This is a genomic window from Hyunsoonleella sp. 2307UL5-6, assembly GCF_047345485.1.
Taxonomy (GTDB): Bacteria; Bacteroidota; Bacteroidia; order Flavobacteriales; family Flavobacteriaceae; genus Jejuia.
This window is the reverse complement of record NZ_JBLFEN010000003.1, coordinates 76,471-96,668: the sequence shown is the minus strand read 5'-3', so window position 1 is coordinate 96,668 and position 20,198 is coordinate 76,471. Positions and strand designations below refer to the sequence as shown.

16 protein-coding genes are annotated in these 20,198 nt (G+C 31.3%); 1 reads left to right on the top strand and 15 read right to left on the bottom strand.

Features of this window, described 5'->3' with window-relative positions:
- Positions 1-17: 17 nt before the first annotated feature.
- The 12 genes from ACKGJY_RS06680 to ACKGJY_RS06625 form a co-directional block, all read right to left on the bottom strand.
- Positions 18-1,025: an acyltransferase family protein gene (locus tag ACKGJY_RS06680; RefSeq protein WP_413973092.1), complete on the bottom strand. Its 1,008-nt coding sequence runs from the start codon at positions 1,023-1,025 to the stop codon at positions 18-20.
- 99 nt (positions 1,026-1,124) lie between these two features.
- A complete protein-coding gene (locus ACKGJY_RS06675; protein WP_413973091.1) occupies positions 1,125-1,610 on the bottom strand; it encodes a hypothetical protein in 486 nt (161 codons plus the stop codon).
- Between the two features lie 237 nt (positions 1,611-1,847).
- Positions 1,848-3,197, bottom strand: a complete 1,350-nt coding sequence (locus tag ACKGJY_RS06670) for an exopolysaccharide biosynthesis polyprenyl glycosylphosphotransferase (protein WP_413973090.1) — start codon at positions 3,195-3,197, stop codon at positions 1,848-1,850.
- Positions 3,198-3,296: 99 nt separating this feature from the next.
- Complete coding sequence (locus ACKGJY_RS06665) at positions 3,297-4,391, bottom strand: GDP-L-fucose synthase family protein (protein WP_413973089.1); 1,095 nt, start codon at positions 4,389-4,391, stop codon at positions 3,297-3,299.
- Between the two features lie 61 nt (positions 4,392-4,452).
- Positions 4,453-5,580: a GDP-mannose 4,6-dehydratase gene (gene gmd / locus ACKGJY_RS06660; protein ID WP_413973088.1), complete on the bottom strand. Its 1,128-nt coding sequence runs from the start codon at positions 5,578-5,580 to the stop codon at positions 4,453-4,455.
- A 472-nt stretch (positions 5,581-6,052) separates the two neighbouring features.
- Complete coding sequence (locus ACKGJY_RS06655; protein WP_413973087.1) at positions 6,053-6,532, bottom strand: UpxY family transcription antiterminator; 480 nt, start codon at positions 6,530-6,532, stop codon at positions 6,053-6,055.
- Between the two features lie 611 nt (positions 6,533-7,143).
- Complete coding sequence (locus ACKGJY_RS06650; protein WP_413973086.1) at positions 7,144-8,253, bottom strand: pyridoxal phosphate-dependent aminotransferase; 1,110 nt, start codon at positions 8,251-8,253, stop codon at positions 7,144-7,146.
- 52 nt (positions 8,254-8,305) lie between these two features.
- Positions 8,306-9,568 (bottom strand): NRAMP family divalent metal transporter, encoded by a 1,263-nt coding sequence (locus ACKGJY_RS06645; protein WP_413973085.1) that lies wholly within the window; start codon positions 9,566-9,568, stop codon positions 8,306-8,308.
- Between the two features lie 46 nt (positions 9,569-9,614).
- Complete coding sequence (locus tag ACKGJY_RS06640; RefSeq protein ID WP_413973084.1) at positions 9,615-10,061, bottom strand: Dabb family protein; 447 nt, start codon at positions 10,059-10,061, stop codon at positions 9,615-9,617.
- 35 nt (positions 10,062-10,096) lie between these two features.
- Entirely contained in the window at positions 10,097-11,482 is a 1,386-nt protein-coding gene (locus ACKGJY_RS06635) for an FAD-binding oxidoreductase (RefSeq protein WP_413973083.1), read from the bottom strand.
- Between the two features lie 180 nt (positions 11,483-11,662).
- Positions 11,663-14,488, bottom strand: a complete 2,826-nt coding sequence (locus ACKGJY_RS06630) for a TonB-dependent receptor (RefSeq protein ID WP_413973082.1) — start codon at positions 14,486-14,488, stop codon at positions 11,663-11,665.
- Positions 14,485-15,609 (bottom strand): FecR family protein, encoded by a 1,125-nt coding sequence (locus ACKGJY_RS06625; RefSeq protein WP_413973081.1) that lies wholly within the window; start codon positions 15,607-15,609, stop codon positions 14,485-14,487. The genes ACKGJY_RS06630 and ACKGJY_RS06625 overlap by 4 nt, the downstream gene beginning before the upstream one ends.
- A gap of 284 nt (positions 15,610-15,893) precedes the next feature.
- Here ACKGJY_RS06625 and ACKGJY_RS06620 point away from each other — a divergent pair, with 284 nt between their 5' ends.
- A complete protein-coding gene (locus ACKGJY_RS06620; RefSeq protein WP_413973080.1) occupies positions 15,894-16,499 on the top strand; it encodes an RNA polymerase sigma factor in 606 nt (201 codons plus the stop codon).
- Between the two features lie 404 nt (positions 16,500-16,903).
- Here the strand turns inward: ACKGJY_RS06620 and ACKGJY_RS06615 are convergent, their stop codons facing one another.
- The 3 genes from ACKGJY_RS06615 to fahA form a co-directional block, all read right to left on the bottom strand.
- Complete coding sequence (locus tag ACKGJY_RS06615; protein WP_413973079.1) at positions 16,904-17,800, bottom strand: IS982 family transposase; 897 nt, start codon at positions 17,798-17,800, stop codon at positions 16,904-16,906.
- A 250-nt stretch (positions 17,801-18,050) separates the two neighbouring features.
- A complete protein-coding gene (locus ACKGJY_RS06610; RefSeq protein ID WP_413973078.1) occupies positions 18,051-18,944 on the bottom strand; it encodes a flavin reductase family protein in 894 nt (297 codons plus the stop codon).
- A gap of 11 nt (positions 18,945-18,955) precedes the next feature.
- Positions 18,956-20,191, bottom strand: coding sequence for a fumarylacetoacetase (gene fahA / locus ACKGJY_RS06605; RefSeq protein WP_413973077.1), 1,236 nt, complete (start codon positions 20,189-20,191; stop codon positions 18,956-18,958).
- Between the last annotated feature and the right edge of the window lie 7 nt (positions 20,192-20,198).

Sequence of the window (20,198 nt, the reverse complement as noted above, 5' to 3'; positions counted from 1 at the left end):
GTACTCAAAAACATCTATTACTTTTGAAATTTATTTCCATATAAAATTAAACCTAAAATATTACTAAAGTTTAAAATTCTATAAATAAAGATACTTATTAACGCAACCATAACACTTAATAAACTACAAATTAAAAATAAGGGTATTTGGTTAAACTCAGCACTAATAAATGGCGTTGCAAAAACGTATACCACATAGTAATGCGTGACATAAATAACCAAAGAATTAACACCAAATTTGCGGATATTTTTATCTATAAATTCATTAAAAGTTGCACGCCTTATTAAAGTGTAAAATACAATGATGGCCGAAATAGCACATGTAAATTTAATAACAGAATTATTTAACGACGACATACCATACTGATAATGCCCTACTACCAAACAAAACACTAAAAAAGCTAGAGAAAACACTATTTTATTCATTATTAATTTACTTAAAACATCATATTTAGCAACAATAACTCCTAAAAAGTAAAACACGAAAAACAGCATAAAATTTCTCATAAAAACTACAATATTTAGTTGCCATATTGCTAAGAGACCCACTGCTATAAGTAACAAAAACAATACATCTTTTATCAAATTTTTGTTGGTATTGAATGTACTAGAAAGAAAAAGCCATAACGAGTATAGTAGGGTAACAAAAAATAATTGCCATAAAAACCATAACCCCCCGCCATTAATTAACTCTAATAATGTTTCATAAAAATTAAACGAAAGACTATCTGAGAAAAAAAAAGGATTAACTAATAATGGCCATACAAAGAAGGGTACCAATAGCGTTCTACATTTTTTTAACACAAAAGCCCCATAATTATCGAATATTTTTTTTGGTTTCATCACCTTACTAGCTATATAACCACATAAAAACATAAATAAGGGCATTCTAAACGTAGAGCCGTATACTAATATCTCAGAACTTTCACCATTAATTACGTTTCCAGTAATTACATGGCCCATAACTACAAGTAGTATGTTTATACCACGCAAGCGATCTATATATAATATTCTTTCTTTTTTCATATGTAGTATATACTCTCTTGATTTAAATGTATTTTAAAAAAAAGAATTTGGGGTGATACTATTAACAAAGTGTATGTAACGTATTGCCTATTACAGGTGTTATAGAACGACTTTATCTGTTTCTACAACTCTATGTTTTACTATTGCATTACAGAAATACCAGACTAATATACTTAGGGTTAGCATTTCGCCACCCTCCTCGATAATGGTAAGCACTGTACTAACTTGCCCTTGTGCTTTAAAAAAAGCGTGTAACACATCTACCCCTACACCAAAGAATAGAAAAAAACTTAGCAGCAAAAAAATATTTAGAAATGCTTTTTGTGTTAGCACCGAGCTTAATTTATAATACCACAATGAAGCACCTAAAAGTAAAAGTACTATAATTAAGGCATATATTAATTGCCCGACGCCTAATGCCATATCATTAAATTTAAAATTTAATTTAAGTATGTTTGAAATAAACCCACTTGCAAATTGATGCAGTTGAAACACATCGTCTATTAAAAAACATGAAAATAAAACAAACAATAACTTATACAAATTCCACTTTTTAAGTTGATAAAGATATATGGTTAATGACATAATTGCTACATACTTAAAATACTGAAAGCATTCGGGGTAACCTAAGCCCCTTGCGTGTAATAATAAATAGGTTGGTTTAAAATTGTAATAGGTGACAATTAAAAAATGTGCACTAATAAAAAGCAAATCTATTAAGAGTAAAACACCAAGAATAATAAAAGGCAGCCTATTTTGGTGTTTATTATTTTCGTAAAACAATCCGTATTTTTTTTAAGCTATTTTATAAAATCCATATAGTTAATACGCTTTGTCTTCGCCTTTAAAAATATTATAAACTGTTAGGTAGATAATGTAAATATCTAACTCTAAAGACCATTTTTCCATATAGAAAATATCAAACCGTACCCTGTTTACAATGTCTGATTTATCAACAATTTCTCCTCTATATCCTTTTACTTGTGCTAATCCGGTAATGCCAGGTTTTAAAAAATGCCTTACTAAATATTTTTCTACAGAACTTTGAAATTCCTCTGTATGTAATTGCATGTGCGGGCGAGGGCCAACAACACTCATATCGCCTTTAAATACATTTAAAAATTGTGGTAACTCATCAATACTAGTTTTTCTTAAAATATTACCCAAACGGGTAACTCGCATATCATTTTTAGTAGCCATTTTTGAGTCACACTCTTTAGTAGGTGTCATAGATCTAAATTTATAACACATAAATGTTTTTTTATTTACCCCATCGCGCTTTTGTTTAAAAAACAAAGGCCCTTTAGAATCAAATTTTTGTAATATAAATATTAGTGGTATGAGCCATGATAGGATCAAAAGAATTACTAAACTTGAAAATATAACATCAAATATTCGTTTCACTAAATTTGCATACTCTAACTCTAATTGAGAAGCCCTTAAATTTAACACAGGTACTGACCCGTATAAATCAATTGACATAGCGCGAGAGAAAAACTCTTTATTATCAGGAATTATCTTAACCCGTTTAAAACTATTATCTGCTATATGCATGAGACTTTTAATTTCATCTTTTGATAACCGAGATGCTATACAATACACCTCGCTAATATCATTTTCAAAAATATATTGGTAACAGTTTTCAATAGGCCCTAAATATGTAGGACTTTTAGATTTTTTATTATCAAAAAAACCAACGTACTCATAATTTTCTTCAGGATTATCAAAAATGGTACGTACTTTTTTTAAATTTTTATCCCAACCAACAACAACTACCTTAGAGGCATTAAAAGCTTTACTACGATAAACAGATCTGGCCCAATTAAATATAATGCGTAATACAACTAACTGAACACAAAAAAAAGCGTAGACGCATACAAGGTAGCTAATACTGTACACATTAGGCCCTAAAAAAACAAATGACGCAAAAAATGCTAACCCATATAGTATAAATATACGTATAAAACTAGCAGTACGTTTAATTAAAGGTAACCGCTTTAATTTGTTATAAAATCTGGTAATGTGAGTTACAATTAACCAAACTATATTATAATATATAACGCCCCAAATACCACCTCTATAGGTTTCTGGAGTTAAATAAAATAACGTAGCATTAATAACCAATATATGGATTACTAATGATAGTGGAATACCAAAATAAGATTTTTGCATTATACTATTTTAGATATCTAAAGGTTAACAACTATTTAATTTTACACTTGAAAGTTATGCGTTTATGCATTGTGGTTTATGGTGGCAACCCTACAACAATTAATGACCACTATTTTGAGAATACCAGTGATACACTTTTTTTATACCATCTTCTAAATCTACACTGTGTTTCCAGCCTAAGCCATGTAACTTAGAAGGATCTGTCAATTTTTTCATTGTACCATCAGGTTTATCTTCATTAAAAAACAAATTACCTTGATATCCAACAATATTTTTAATAGTCTCTGCTAGAGATTTTATAGAAATATCTATACCCGTACCAATATTAATATGCGTGTTTCTAATCTCTTTGCTATCGGCATCATAACAGTCTGTAAAGTCTCTGTTTTCCATCAAAAAGATACATGCGTTTGCCATATCTTCACTCCAAAGAAATTCTCGCATAGGTTTTCCTGTACCCCAAATTTCTAAGTAGAGCTTGTTGTCTCTTTTTTGAATACCATATTTATCCAGTACTGCATAAATTTCATCTTTACTCGCTTTACCATCAATTCCTTCTATGGGGAGTTGCTCTAAATCTTTTCGAATAACCTCCCAATTGCCTTCATCTAGTGCTTTACCCAAATGCATTTTACGAATTAAGGCAGGTAATACATGAGACTTTTCTAGATCGAAATTATCGTTAGGTCCGTATAAATTTGTTGGCATTACTGAGATAAAATTGGTACCATATTGAAGATTATAACTTTCGCACATTTTGATACCTGCTATTTTAGCAATAGCGTAAGGTTCGTTTGTATACTCTAAAGTATCTGTAAGTAAACTATCCTCATTCATAGGTTGCGGACAATTTTTTGGGTAGATACAAGTACTACCTAAAAACAGTAATTTTTTTACTTTATGCAAGTAACATTGATGGATGACGTTGTTTTGAATCATCAAATTTTCGTAAATAAAATCTGCTCTGTAGGTATTATTTGCAACTATACCACCAACTTTTGCAGCAGCAAGAATAACGTAATCTGGTTTTTCATTTTCAAAAAAAGATGCCACAGCTGTAGCGTCTTTAAGATCTAATTCTTTACGAGTTTTTGTTACAAAGTTTTGATAACCTTTAGCTTTTAGATTTTTTAATATTGCACTACCTACAAGACCTCTATGACCCGCTATATAAATTTTAGAATTTTTTTCCATAGGATAAGATTTGACTAATTAAAACGTAGTTGATACCATTAATTATTACACTTAAAAAACATTACTCTGCTTGTTTTAATATTTCGTGTCCTGCTTTAAGCAAATCAACATCTTTTTTCATTAGTTTAATATCTGATGCCATCATATCTTTTACCAAAGCTTCTAAATCATATTCAGGAATCCATCCTAGTTTTTCTTTAGCTTTTGTAGGATCTCCAATTAGTAAATCTACCTCTGTTGGTCTAAAATAAGTAGGATCTACAGATAATACCTCTTTCCCTACTTCTAATTTAGAATCTTTATTACTACAAGATTTAACATATGCTTTCTCATCAACACCTTCACCTTTAAATTCTAACTCTATACCCACCTCAAGAAACGCCATACGCACAAATTCTCTAACTGTTGTGGTAACACCTGTAGCGATTACCCAATCTTCGGCTTTATCGGCTTGTAGAATCATCCACATCATTCTTACATAATCCTTAGCATGTCCCCAATCTCTCTTAGCTTCTAAGTTTCCTAAGAATATTTTATCTTGTAATCCTAAAGCTATTTTTGCTACCGCTCTAGTAATTTTTCTTGTTACAAAAGTTTCACCTCGTCTTGGTGATTCATGATTAAATAAAATGCCGTTACAAGCATACAAATCATAAGCCTCTCTATAGTTTTTTGTAATCCAAAATCCATATATTTTAGCTACACCGTATGGTGATCTTGGGTAAAATGGAGAGTTTTCATCATAAAAACCTCTTTCATTTTTATTTTCTGGCAAACCACCATAAAGTTCTGAGGTGGATGCTTGATAAATTCGTGTTTTCTTTTCTAAACCTAAAATACGAACAGCCTCTAATAATCTTAAAGTACCTAAACCATCTACATTACCAACATATTCGGGAGTCTCAAAGGACACTTTTACATGAGACATAGCACCTAGATTATAAATTTCATCTGGTTGACATTCTTGGATAATACGCACTAAATTCATAGAATCTGTTAAGTCTCCATAATGCAATTTTAATCTTAGATTTGGATCATGTGGATCTTGGTATAAATGATCAATTCTATCAGTATTAAAAAGAGATGCTCTCCTTTTTATACCATGAACCATATAGCCCTTTTCTAATAATAATTCGGCTAAATAAGAACCATCTTGTCCTGTAATACCTGTAATTAAAGCTACTTTCATAAAATATATAAGTTTAAATGATTATTTCTTTTTATTATCTACAATGTCAGATACTAAACCTTGTAGTTCATCTCGCTAGAAGATGATTTTTAAATTAAATTTGAATGTGATGTGAGTAGTTTTTAAAACCTAGATACAGCTTCGCTACGTAAGTCCCATAATGAACACTACATTGGTTTTGTCGCGATAAAAATATATAACACCTTTTCAACCACCAAATGATAAATAGTGTTGTTTTTAAGAATTATAATTTTGATGTTTTAAGCATAAGGTTATTAATAATATTTACTTATAACTATAATTTTTTAGCATATTCTCAATAGAAACTTTTCATCGATTTAGGAGCATCAATTAACAGTTAATTTCATAAGATAAACTGTAATGTTGATGTAAAGTAAACTCATAAATTACTGGTGAATTGACTAACGGTTAGAAAAAATATAGAGATAACGCCTTAAATTTGAGATAATGCTTAGGCTATTTGTTTTAATTTCATGTTAATAACTACACCAAAACCTTCTAAAACAAGCTTTACCCTAGTTTTCCCTACCTCTTTAACGATAGCTTGTTTATCACCTAGCATTGCATGTTTTATAGCAACTTTATCTCCTGGCAGTATTGATGTAACAGTGTATTCATCAACCTCATCATTTGAGAGCCACTCTTGTATAGTATCTATTTCATGATCTTTAACAACAGCAGGTTTGCCTAACCAAAACAAATATCTGACGACACCAGGAAAATCGAAAACCAATTGTCTATCTTTATCTAGAAGACGCACAAAAACATAAGATTTAAATAGAGGAACTTCTATTATTTTTTTTCTATCGCTCCAAATTTTAGTTTCTTTTATAAAAGGACAATACACTTCTATATTAGCTTTTGACAAAGCTTCAGCAACTTTTTTTTCGTTTTTGGGCTTAACGTATAGTACGTACCAATTTTTAGACATAAAGTTTGATTACAAGTTCTTTTGTTAGGGGGAGATAACAAATATAATGTCTTTATTGTAAATTACAAAATAACATACATTTTAGAGGTTTATATTTTTATTGGAAGCAAAAAAATTCTTGTTTAACATTAGGGTAGTAATTAAAAAAAGCCTTTGCAAATGATGCAAAGGCTTTAATAAAGTCGGGGTGGCAAAACTAACTCTATAATTATAACAGACTAAATTTAAGTTTTTTTAGCCATATTTAAAATTAAAAAACCGAGCTCTAAACTCGATTCAAAAAAGTACAAATTGATGCAAATTTCATGCTTCTTTTGTACCATATATCTATAAAATTATACAATACAAGAAATACTAATTCATATAATTTTACAAAGTAATCAGAAAGTACTTTTCTTTTCCATTTTCGTTCTTTTCAAAAACCTGTATTCGTATTTTACGATATATAGTTCTCCTTTTTTGTTTTTCCAATAATGTTCAAATAATTTAGAATTAAAGCCTTCTTTGTGTAAAAATAAAATCATTGATTCAATGATATCATTTTTTTGGAAAATGTTATAGCAAACAATTGCTCTTCTTCAGACTAAAGACATTGTTGTTGACTAAATTATTTACTGTACTATTTTTTTTAGCGCCTTCAAATAGGCTGTATTAGCTTCTCTATCTCCAATAGTTACACGCACACACCCAGGAGCTCCAAAGCTAGCAACTGGTCTTACCATTATGCCTTCCATCAACATTGCATTTTCTAACTCTTCATCGTTAATCTCTGGTTTGATTGTTATAAAATTGGCTTGTGTTTTCCAATATTGGATACCTAAATTATCCAACTCATTATATATAAATATCTTTTCAGTTGCATTTAAAGCAACTGTTTTATTAATGAACTCAACATCATCCAAAGCAGCAATTGCTGCTTCAAGAGCCAAAGTGTTTATCATGAATGGCGTACATGCTTGAGCAATATATCTTGCTATTTTTTCTGTTGAATAGCCGTAACCAATTCTCAAGCCTGCTAGTCCGTATGCTTTAGAAAAACTATTTACGCCTATTACATTCTTACCTTCTTTGACATATTCATAAGCTCTAACAGCATTAGAAGCATCAACATATTGGTGATATACTTCGTCATAAACTAAGATTACATGTTCTGGTAAATTATCAATCAATTTATCTAACTGATTTTTAGGGATATGAGTACCCATTGGGTTATTTGGGTTCGTTACAAATATCAACCTTGTATTGTCATTTATACTAGCTAAAATACCATTTACGTTTAAGTCGAAATTGTCTCCCAAAAGCGGAATATCAATTACTTTAGCTCCCCATTTTTTTGCAAAAATAGCATAGGGTATAAACGCCGGATTACTTATTATTATTTCATTTCTTGGCTCTAAAAAAGCTCGCTCTATAAGATCTATTAGCGAAGTTCCGCCGTTATTTATAAAAAACTGATTCTTGTTTAATTCACCATCATAAAAAGTAGATAATTTATTTCGTAACCGTTCATCTGTTCTGTCAGGATATTCAGATAGCTTATTTACAGTATTAAAAACCGCTTGTAATGCTTTTGGAGAACTGCCTAAAATATTTTCATTTGAAGATAATTTAAATAACGTTTGACCATTGAGAAGTTTTGCAACATCTACTTTCCCCTTTCCTCCTATATAGTCTACTTTAGTTTTAGGTAATAAATACTCTTTAAAAATGTCAATAGCCATTATATTTTTTTTATGATTTTTAACAAATTAGTTAATAACTTAATATTTAAAATTAAGAAACTAAGGTATATAAATAATAGATTGTAAATAAAGTTATTGCAACTAAACCAATATAAGTTAAGACCATTAATTTTGAAGAAGGACGATAAGCTTCAGGAACATTAGGATTTTTGATAGCCCTTAAATTTAAAAACGCAATAATAGGTGCAGTTACAAAACCAAGAATAGTAGCATATTCTAAAATCTTTACCATGCTTGTTGCAGAGAAATAGAATAAAGCAAACCCACCTAAGCCTATAATTGGCAAAACCAATTTGTAATAGTTATCAAGCGTAGATTGTTTTTCTTTAAAAGTTGAAGTTTTCGCTCTTAAAGCAAGAAGCCCTCTGGTAAAACTTCGAGTATAAGCATCTAAGATGGTTATTAAAGTGCCATAAATAGTACCAAAAGCAGCAATAGCAATAACCCAGTAAGATTTTAGACCTAAGGTTTGAGTAAATACAGAAAAAAGTTTATTAATAAACGGAACTGCGCCATTTGGGAATAATTGTCCACTTCCAAAAACAGTAAATGCACCTATGGTTAAAAACATTAACGCTAAAATAATAGTAAAAACATAGCCTAAATTAAAATCAAAAAGACTCTCCTTTAAACTAGGCTTATAATTATTCACTCTCATCTTTTCTACAACCCAAATACTGTTCATAGTAGATGCTTCCATACCGGCTGGCATCCATCCAATAAGACTAACCAATAGCACCAAGCCAGCTCCTTCTATTAATTCAGGAGCTTGAAAATTGGCTTCCGGTTCTACAGCACCATTTATTAAAACTGCAAAAAAGGCTATCGAGACCGTTACCAGTAAAATAACAGATAATATTTTTATAAATTTATCTAAAGTGGAGTAACCACCCACAAATAATAACCCTACAGTAAATGCTATAACAAGACCAACGAAAATGGGCATCGACCAACCTATACCTAAAATAGTTTTGAGTAACCCAGCGGAAACGGCACCAATTGCTCCCGTTACTGCAAACATATTGAAGAAAATTACAACTAAAAACAGAAATACTGCCCAGTTCCCCTGTTTTTTATAGCCTTTAATTAAGCTGCTGCCTGTTGCAATAGCATATCTAGTGCCAATTTGGAAAAAAGGATATTTTAAAAATAAAGCAGCTATGATTATCCAAAAGAAAATCATTCCATGATGAGCACCGGCTCGAGTAGATATAACTACATGAGAAGTACCAATAGCTGTACTCGCAAAGAGTAATCCTGGTCCTATGATTTTAAGTAAGTTTCGTTTTTTCAAAGTTTTATTTTGTTTAATGGACTTATCTGAGAATTAGTTTCGTTTATTATTGTTTGATGTAATCATACGTGACTGGTGGTGACGTAAGAAATTGTATTCCAACTTCTTTTAAAGCTAAATGAATGGGATGTTCTTGGTACACCTTGTAGCTTGCTTCATTATCAAATGACATTTCTAACATCAAAGAATATTCTGATAATACGCGCTCATCTCCTAAGTTTTTAAAAAAACCGAACTGCAAATCTTTTATAACAGCTATCTCTTTCAATTTATTAATTTCAATACCTAGAGCATTTAAATCAGCTTCTGGTTTTAATTTAAAAAATACAACATGAACTAACTTTCCTTCTGGCTCAATTTGTTTTTTAAGGGTTTCAATAGTTGCTTTCGCAGTAATTAATTCATTCTTAGCTTTTTCTAATTCTTTTTGAATTTTCGTATTTGAACAACTTACTAAAGAGAGTAAAATAGTGATACCTAAAATGCGTTTCATAATTAATGATTTTTTTTATTTATTTTCAATAATCTCTATATAATTTTCCCCATGTTTAAAATGCCTTTTGGGTCTAAACTTTTTTTTAATAATTTCATCAATGTTATCTCATTAGCTGACCTTGAAATTGGTAAATATTGTTTCTTGTATTTTCCTATTCCATGTTCCGCAGAAATAGACCCAGCAACTTTTTTTAATGGAGCATAAACCACTTCGTTAATTTTTTTTGTCAATTCTTTGGAGTCATCTTTTTTTCCTACTATAAAATGAATATTACCATCTGCTAAATGTCCAAATGTAAAAACAGATTCTACTTCTTTCATTTTTTCCAAATTGTTAATAATATTATTTGTTTCTTTCTCTATGAAATTCAAAGGGATACTAATATCAAAATCTTGGTGAAAACTCATATCAGCTGTCAACACCTGTACATCTTCTCTTAAGCGCCAAAACCAATTTAAATCAGAACCTGTTTCGGCAAAAGCGGCATCTTCAATTAAGTTCTTTTCGAAAGCTACTTCTATTAGGTTATTGAATTTTTCTGAATCTTTGATTTGGTTAGTTCCCAACATCTCTATCAGAACATAATATTTACATCCATATGGAATAGGTGGTTTAACACTTGTATTTTCCCCAGTCAATGCCTCATATGTTTTACTCCATATTAATTCAAAACCAGTTAAATTTTCACTCAAGCCTAGGTCCACAAATTTTAATAATTCGATTATCTCTTCAAAATTATTTAAACTTACAAAAGCACTAATCCTCGAAAGTGGTGCTTCTTCTAGTTTTAAAATAGCTTTGGTTACTACTCCTAGCGTTCCTTCAGAACCTATAAATATTTGCTTTAAATCATAACCCGAATTATCTTTTATTAATTTTTTCATCGAAGAAATGACAGTTCCGTCTGCTAAAACCGCCTCTAAACCCAATACCATATTGCGTGTCATCCCATACCGAAAAACACGTAAACCTCCTGCATTGGTTGCAATGACGCCACCAATTTGCGCAGAGCCTTTTGCTCCAAAAGTCATCGGAAACATCAAGTCCTTTTCTTTTGCCTTTCGATGAATATTTTCCAAAATTACTCCCGCTTGAACAGTTATGGTTCTACTTTTTTCATCCAACTCTTCAATTGAATTCATCTTTTCGGTAGAAATAACTATTTCATGCTTTTGTGTTTCTGTTCCGCCTACTAACCCTGTTAAGCCGCCATGAATTACTACAGGTTGATTTTGAGCATGGCATATTTTTAATATAGCAGAAACCTCTTCTGTAGTTCTTGGCAATACTAATGCTTTTGCTGACAGTGGAATATTCATTCGCCAAATGTGGTCGTAACGTTCATGCAAATCATTTCCGTTTAGCACTTTTTCGACACCTAATTTTGAGATCAATTGTTGTAATACTGATTGCGACATTATTATGCTAAGTCTCGTTTTGAGTCAATATCTAAATTCCTTTAAAAGTAGTATTGAATGGTTTACTACTATTTATTGCTAATATCTGTACGGGCTTATAAAAACAAGAGATATGTCAAATTTTTCACAATCTGACATATCTCCAAATATCTAAAACAAACGGTTATTAAAACATTTTATTTAGAAATTATACCTTACTGATGTCATCCAATTCCTTGGTCTAGAAAAAGTACCTAGCGCATAACTCAATACACCATTGGAATCACCAGAAAGCAGGTATCTTTGATTGGTTAAATTGAGAACGCCAGCATTGATTTCAAATTTTTTAGATTTAGATTTATAAGTAAGCGTGAAATTTATATGCTCATAACCATTTTCAAAAACGAAGTCATTATTTGCGGGCTCAAAATGGATATTATTTTGAGATGTTAAATCAAATCTTGGTAATAAAGTCCCTCCTTTCTTTCCTAACTTAAACAAATATGAAGCACTAAAATTATAACTACTGGTTGGTGTTCTAATCAGTTTATCATCAAGTGTAAACTCATTGGCATTCTCATTTAATGATACGTATTTAGCATCTAGTAAACCTAAAGAACCACTAATAATAAGATTACCAGTAGGTGCCCAATCCATTTCTAGTTCTAAACCCTTAATAGAAGCTTCTGCTCCATTAAAAGTAACCGTAGCAATTTGACCAGGAGGGTTTCCTTGCACTTGAATGTTAGTATAATCTGCTGAAAAAGCTGCAATATTTAAACGCAAATTGGCATCAGGAAAAGAAGTTTTTAAACCAATTTCATAATTTGTAACTTCTTCTGGTTCAAAAGTGGTTGGTTCGTTATCTGTTGTAGGCGCCGTATATCTAGCATCAAAACCTCCACTTTTAAAACCTGTAGAAACAGAGCCATAGAAATTCATATTTTTAGAAATATCGTAAGCCGCTATTGTTCGCCAAGTAACCTTATTAAAATCTAAAGACCTAAATCCTCTAGTTACAAAATTAGGAGTTGGACTATTTACAGCAAAAGCAAGTGGGTCATATCTTTTTGTTTCTGTCGTGTATCTTAAACCACCTGTAAAATGAAATCTATCAGTCACATGAAAAGTACCTTCTGCAAAGGCAGCAAAACTAGAATTATCAATATCACCGCCGGCTTCCAATGGAAAAGTTGGGATAAATGGTAAAGAAGTTGCTTCTACCATATTAAAATCCGAACCAGTTTCCGAAAAATAGTACAAACCAGTTACAAAATCTAACTTATCAGTAGAGCTTATTAACTGCAACTCTTGAGAAAATTGTGACTGATCATAATCATTATTAGTTTGGAAAAGTACCGCAGGTCCGCCATCAGAACCTCTAGTAAATGCGGCAGCAAGATTTCTGTATGACGTAATGGATTTTAAATTAACAGTTTTTGAAATCTTGTATTCTCCATTTAAGGCTATCCCATATAAATCTACTTTATTGAAATTAGGAGCTATTTCGTTTGTTGTGTACGGAGTAGTACTAACTGTATTTTGATGACAATCTGGATTGTTATTTGGACAATCTGGATCCATAACAACATTATTATTAAATAAATCAACGAAAACTCCATTAGGGTTAAGTTGTTCTTCTGCTGCTCCAGTTTCATCTTCTTTGGTATAATCAAAATTAAATCTTAGTTTAAATTTGTCGCTAGGTTCAAATAAGAAATTAGCTCTCATACCAATTGAATTATCACTACCTAAATCATCACCCACTAGTAACCTCTCTACATAGCCGTCTCTTTTATGATACTTTGCACTAACACGTGCTTTAAAAGTTTCAGAGAATGGTAGGTTAACTGAACCTTGGACTCCTATTCGATTATACGCACCAGTCAATGCTTTTATATATCCTTCTTTTTTATCGCTTGGATCTTTAGAAGTTAAGCTGATAGCCCCACCGATGGTGTTTCTTCCAAAGAGAGTGCCTTGTGGTCCTCTTAACACCTCCACTCTTTCTGGATCTACTAAATCTAAAACAGAACCTACTGATCTGCCCATATAAACACCATCAATATAAATACCAACACCAGGATCAAGAGTTTGTAAGAAATCATTTTGTCCAACACCTCTAATGTAAACTACTGCAGCAGATGACGCCCCAGAAACAGCCCCTCCAAAAGAGAAATTCACATTAGGCGCAATATCGGAAATGGCAGTAATATCATTTGCTTGAATAGCTTCTAGTTTTCTTCCACTAATAGCTGTAACAGCTACTGGAACATCTTTTAAAGACTCTTCCCGTTTTCTAGAGGTTACAATTATTTCATCAAGACTTAAGCCCTCTGTTAAGACAATATTAAGATTTGTTTGAGCACTATTTATAACCAAAGTTTCAGTGGTATACCCAACATAACTAACCTTTAAAGTAACAGGAAAAGAGCTCACTTCTAAAGAGAACTTACCATCAATATCAGTCACAACTCCTATGCTTGTTCCTTGTATTGCAATTGTAGCACCCAATAATGGATTTTGATTATTATCTGTTACTATTCCTGAAATATTTTCAACAGCTGTTAAAGCTTCTAGCTCTTCTTTTACATTTGCTAAGTTAGATTTACCTTTATTTTTTCTCGATATTCTTAATCTACCTTTAGATTCAATTTCTTCAATTTCTTTAAAGTGTTTTAAAACAAGATCTAGATCTCTTTCCGCCTCTTCAGATTGCCTATAAATAACAATGTATTTATCACCGTAGGTATCATAATTAAGCTCTACTAATGCTAATAATCGTTTTAGAGAAGACTCCAATTCTTCTTCGTTGTTAAATGCAAATTCTACATTAATATCTTTTACTAAAGACTTATTGTACGAAAATAATACGTTATACCTGTTTTCAAACTCAACCAATACTTCTGTAAGGAGTTTGTTTTGCGAAACGGGATCAACATTATTAGCCATAACTGAGGTTGAAAATCCTATTGCCACCGCAAAGACTAATAAATTAAAGTGCCATTTAAAAATAATGTTTTTCATTTTTTGTTTAATTTAGAGTTATCAATTAGTGTATTTGGAGTCAGAGAGGTAGTGTCAATACCAATCTGGCTCTTTTGTTTTATAAAAATTTGTTTTCCTTTTTTCTCTGTTTGCACATTCAAAACTCTTTCTATAATTGAAAGTGCCATATTTAAATTGTTTACTGGTATAGCTATTGAACCGTCTATTTTAAGAATTTCTTTATCAGTAATAATCAAGTCAATTCCATAGATTTCTTCAATTTTAACTAATATATCTTCCATTGGCGCATCTTCTACTTTAAGCACTCCTTCTTTCCAATTAGAATGTAATTCCTCTTTCTTTTGATAACTCTTAACAATCCGTTCTTCTTCTTGAGAATAAGCTATGTATTCACCAGGCAAAATCTGTTTTTGTTCCGTCCCTAAGTCAAGCGTTACAATTCCTTCTTCCAAAAAAACACCTGTCTTATGGTTACGAGTATTTACATTAAATCGAGTACCATAAACTGAAAGTTTCAAATCTTTGGTAATTACTGTAAATTTAGCTTTGGTTACTTTCTTCTTTTTTACTTTGAAAAAGGCTTCCCCTTTTAACCAAACTTGCCTGTCGGTAGTCTTTGACCAATCATTTAAAATTGATAATTGCGAATTGGCGTTTAAGGCAACTTCCGATCCGTCAGGGAGAATAATTTGCTGCCATTCGCCATTACCAGTAGCATATTCAGTTATTATCTTTTCTTCAGACAACCTTGAATAGATATGGATGGAACATAAAATAAATGCTACACTTGCAGCTACTGATATTAGTTGACGTAATGAGCTCTTGAATAGTGATTTTTTTTCTTCGTCGACTTCAAGCTTTATTTCGGGGGTATAATTGGCTTCAAAACTTTCTCGTAGATTTTTTGTGAAATCGGTATTTAAAGGAGGTAACTTTTTTTGTTCATCTTCAAAATGGTTCTTGGTAATTTTTAGTAAAGCAATAGCTTCTTCAACAACTACTTGCTGATCTGGATATGCTCTAAAATAAGCTTTCCAAAAAAAATCTAGAGATTTATCTTGTTGTAGCACCCATCTCCTAAAAAAAGTATCCTCTAAAAAATCTGCAACTTTAAATTCTTTATAATTGTTAATCGTCATATTTAATTATTCATTTACCATAAAAATTAATCATTACACACATCATTTACTTAAAACGCTTTTACTTATAGATATAGGCAAGACGCAAATTCTTTGTCATTTCATAGGGTGTACTATTAAGAAGATAAAACGAAACCTTTTTTTGTAACCTATAGTTTTAATTTATTTCTTAAAAAAAAATATTTTTTTTGTATTATTGCTAAAAAAACTAGTAACATTTTACTGAATTTAGAAAAATTATATGATTTTTTTACAATTAATATAATTTAATAATCAAAGCGATTATGAGTGAATCTAACACCTCTACAGAAGCGTTAAAGGATAAAGTTATTAAAGGTGACTATGCCTCTTTAGAGAAGCTTTACCGCATCTATTTTGATAAGTTAAGATTATATGGTAACAAATTATCCTCTAAAGAAAACAAACATACGGTTGAGGATACCATTCAAGAATTATTTATTTGGATAGCTAAAAACACTCAGAAATTAGCCGCAATTGATAACTTTGAAGCCTATCTATTTTCAGCATTTAAAAGAAATAGGATACACGAACTACACCATAAAAAAAACAAGCAAATATCGAAAAATAAATACTTAATGCAGTTCGATTCTATGGATACTAGAATAGAGGGTTCTGTAGAAACTAGTTACATAGAAAAAGAAACAAAAAATGCAACTCAACAACAAGTTTCGAAATTAATGAATCAACTTTCTCCTGCTCAAAGAGAGGTCTTGTACCTACGTCATTTTGTAGACTTAAACTACAAAACCATCGCTAAAATAATGGAACTTAATGAACAGGTAGTTCGAAATTATGCCTATAGAGCTATGCAAAAATTAAGAAACTTGGATAACAATAGTAATAGATTTAATAATAAAAAGGCTGATTGAAGTTTTAGTCGTAAGTTAGTGATATAATTTGCTCTTCTAAGTAAACATAAAACTCATTTTAAGACATCATAAATTGGACTTTTAAACTCATTAAATGTTAGGTTCACAGAAAATGGTAAGGCGTTTTTTTTTGTTAGTAATCCGAAGTTGAAATCATTTGTAATCTATACCAATTGATAGATCTTGCGGATGATAAAATCAGACCTTTACAATAACGTACCGAAAGCGTAGATATAAATACATGATTGGTTTTTTATACTGAGGTATTCAAGTTTTCTTTTGCACGCAGAAAAGGCAGATGGAAAATATGGTTTTAGATACAATAGATATTCTAGAAGAACTGGGCAAACGTAAAATGATTGGTGAACAATTAGATATTATTTAACGTGAGTTCGATATAAGTTTTACCCAATTCTTTGAATTCTATCAATATTGATATTGGGTTTTGTTGGATAAAAAGCATATACAATAAGTCCAGAAATAAGATTTGTTATAAAATTATCAAAACTTCTGTGTCTGGTATGTTCTATTTGACACTGGTTTTTAAGGATATCGTTTACACTTTCTACCACAGCTCTTTTTCTTAGGAGTATTTTATCATAAATATGCATTAACGCATTTTTCATGTTCTTCTTAATTTTGGTTACTAGGTGTATGCCATCCACAAATAGTTTTTCAAATAGATCTTTACCAATATAACCTCTGTCTGCGAATATTTTTCCAAAAACCTTATCGTGAAACGTTTTATCCTTAAGGGGCTGCCTATCATCGACATTACCTTGTGTTATTAGAAAGTCTATAATTTCTCCCCGTTCATTGATGATGATATGCAGCTTGAAACCAAAGAACCACCCCATTGTACCACGTCCTTTTGCAGCAATACCCTTAAACACCTTATTTTGTTTTTCTCTCTTATAATGACAAGCCTTAATTACAGTAGAATCTAGAAATGAAATTCCTGAGCATTTACCTAAACAACAAGTCTGTAGAAATACCACCATGGGCAAAATGGATTTACTCTGCAGTTCAACAAACCTATTATATGAAACTGTTTCTGGAAACTCTGATTGCATATGTTTCTGCACGTAATGAATGTAAAAATGTTTTAGGCAACGGTAACCCTTAAGATGGAAAAAGACCATTATGGATATGACCTCACTATCGCTTAATTTGCATTTTCGTTTGCGTTTTTTCACAGAAGAATCACTCTCAAGGGAGTTCTCGTCCAATATTTGCTTTATTTCCTTGCAAAAATCATCAACAGTACAGAAAATTTCAGTAATTTTATCATTAGAAATCATAAGTAGAAATTTGTTTAAATATTTAAATGTCAGATACTTAAATATAATGAATTTCTACTTTTCTACTGCCTAAAAAACAAACTTTCTTACGTCGAACTCACGTTAGGTTAATGGGCTAAATGTTTTTTTGGGAGTATTTGCAGCTTCACTATCTGAAACAGAATAGCCCGCCGCTGAGATAAAATTAGCTTTTTACTAACAATTATCTTCAAGGATATTAATTTACTATAACATCATAGAGATGAGCTATTTAAATTGCAAAAAGTGTATTTATTGCTAACTTAAAGTTGTCTTTATTAAGATATTCTCGAACTAAAGTATGTAGCATTTCTATTCTCTCTTGAGCGTCTTTAATTTCTATTATTATATGAATTTCTGCTGATTTTCTATGATTTGACAACTCCTTTTCTGATGGGATTCTTTCAGCATTACCAAGTCGTCCTAAGTTATTTCCTGAAAGGATATCAGTTTTAAAAATATGAAGAGGCAATTGATCAACACCTATTCCATTTGAAGATACAGGCTTTGGGATTTCAAATAAAGACTCGTTAGTAACTTTAGAATACCAACTTCCACCTAGCCTAGCAACTGACTGTAGTTTTAGGGTATCCAATTTTCCTTTTTCGTCTAAATACGCTCTGTTAATATGAATAAATATAACTTTGCAAATCACTAAATTCCCAGCACCTCCTTGCTTGCCTAGCTCAATAACATCATCAACAACGCATTCAAAAGACACTGGAGATTCTGAAACTCTTGGTGATCTTACTTTTTCTGATGGTACCTCAGTAAGACCAGCTTTTTTAAACTCGTTTGTTTCTCTATCATATTCCGTACTTGATAATGACATCTGCTCAACAATTGGAAAATTGACAACATTTATAACAACTTCTTTGGTGATTTTTACATTTTCCAGAGTATGCTTTACTGTATTATCTCTTACTCTTCGTGCGGGTGAAAAAATGAGTATGGGTGGATTAGCACTAAAGACATTGAAAAAACTAAACGGACTTAAATTCACCTTTCCATCTGCTGATATGGTACTTGCAAGTGCTATAGGCCTTGGTGCCACAGCAGTAAGCAAAATTTGGTGTAATTCAATAGTTGATATAGAATTTGGATCTAAGGATACTATATTTTTCAAATTTCTTAAATTTAAATTGATGGTAATAATTGCGTTCTCAATTCTCCAAAACCAACCTTAATCTCATCTTTTTCACAATAACCTCTCATAATTACAGTGTCAAAATCTTCTATAAAATTTCTCTCATCATTATTAAATAATTTCAGAGGTTCTTTCCCTCCCCGAGAAAGTTCGAGCATTGAACCATAAGATTTTTTTCCCTTACCGCTTATAGTCCCAGAGGCCATCAAATCTCCAACTTTTATATTACACCCATTACTTGTATGATGGGCAACCTGTTGCACCATATTCCAATACATATATTTAAAATTAGTTTTACTCACAATACTTTCTTTACTGCCTTTCGGTTGTATGCTGACCTCTAAATTAATATCGTAATTTTTTAAGCCATCGTAATCAAGATAAGGCAATACCTTTGGGCTTTGTTTTGGGCCTTTAACCTTAAAAGGTTCTAAAGCTTCCATAGTCACAATCCAAGGAGAAATTGTAGACGCAAAGTTTTTTGCCAAAAATGGACCCAAGGGAACATACTCCCATTTTTGAACATCCCTAGCCGACCAGTCATTGAACAAAACTTTACCAAAAATATAATTCTCAGCATCTGCTATTTTTACAGATTCACCAAGCTGCGTCTCTTTACCAATAACAAAACCCATTTCTAATTCAAAATCCACTTTAGAAGATGGCTTAAATACAGGCGTTTCAAGGTCTGGCAACAATACTTGTCCTTTAGGTCTATGGATATTTTGACCGCTTAAAATGATAGATGAAGATCTGCCATGGTAACCAACTGGTATATGTTTCCAATTAGGCAATAATGCATTCTCAGGATCTCTGAACATCTTACCAACATTGGTAGCGTGTTCAATACTTGAGTAAAAATCAGTATAATCTCCAATTGAAATCGGCATATGCATATTTACATCTGACTGCATTTTAAAAGCCTTTTTGTGCTGCCTCAAGATAGAATTCTCGTCAGTTAATTCTAATTGAATTACTTTGCGTATTTCTACCGTCTTCAATTTACCCAAAGAAATAAAATCATTCAAAAACTTACTCTTCAATACAGCAATGTCAAAATCAATATCTTTAAAAACCCCTAATTCATATAACTCAACCAAATCTAAAATCTGGTTTCCTATAGCTATACATACCCTTGGTTTTATAGAGCTTGTAGAAAATATTCCAAAAGGAATATTATATATAGTAAAGTCTGACTCGTTTGGTATTGTAATCCAAGTTTTCATATAAAAT

Excerpts from the sequence above, each read along its gene's own strand:
- ACKGJY_RS06615 (WP_413973079.1), bottom strand. The coding sequence starts at position 17,800 with ATGATTTCTAATGATAAAATTACTGAAATTTTCTGTACTGTTGATGAT.
- ACKGJY_RS06670 (WP_413973090.1), bottom strand. The coding sequence starts at position 3,197 with ATGCAAAAATCTTATTTTGGTATTCCACTATCATTAGTAATCCATATA.
- ACKGJY_RS06640 (WP_413973084.1), bottom strand. The coding sequence starts at position 10,061 with ATGAAACGCATTTTAGGTATCACTATTTTACTCTCTTTAGTAAGTTGT.
- ACKGJY_RS06635 (WP_413973083.1), bottom strand. The coding sequence starts at position 11,482 with ATGTCGCAATCAGTATTACAACAATTGATCTCAAAATTAGGTGTCGAA.
- ACKGJY_RS06675 (WP_413973091.1), bottom strand. The coding sequence starts at position 1,610 with ATGTCATTAACCATATATCTTTATCAACTTAAAAAGTGGAATTTGTAT.
- ACKGJY_RS06655 (WP_413973087.1), bottom strand. The coding sequence starts at position 6,532 with ATGTCTAAAAATTGGTACGTACTATACGTTAAGCCCAAAAACGAAAAA.
- gmd (WP_413973088.1), bottom strand. The coding sequence starts at position 5,580 with ATGAAAGTAGCTTTAATTACAGGTATTACAGGACAAGATGGTTCTTAT.
- ACKGJY_RS06620 (WP_413973080.1), top strand. The coding sequence starts at position 15,894 with ATGAGTGAATCTAACACCTCTACAGAAGCGTTAAAGGATAAAGTTATT.
- ACKGJY_RS06625 (WP_413973081.1), bottom strand. The coding sequence starts at position 15,609 with ATGACGATTAACAATTATAAAGAATTTAAAGTTGCAGATTTTTTAGAG.
- ACKGJY_RS06680 (WP_413973092.1), bottom strand. The coding sequence starts at position 1,025 with ATGAAAAAAGAAAGAATATTATATATAGATCGCTTGCGTGGTATAAAC.
- fahA (WP_413973077.1), bottom strand. The coding sequence starts at position 20,191 with ATGAAAACTTGGATTACAATACCAAACGAGTCAGACTTTACTATATAT.
- ACKGJY_RS06650 (WP_413973086.1), bottom strand. The coding sequence starts at position 8,253 with ATGGCTATTGACATTTTTAAAGAGTATTTATTACCTAAAACTAAAGTA.
- ACKGJY_RS06665 (WP_413973089.1), bottom strand. The coding sequence starts at position 4,391 with ATGGAAAAAAATTCTAAAATTTATATAGCGGGTCATAGAGGTCTTGTA.
- ACKGJY_RS06630 (WP_413973082.1), bottom strand. The coding sequence starts at position 14,488 with ATGAAAAACATTATTTTTAAATGGCACTTTAATTTATTAGTCTTTGCG.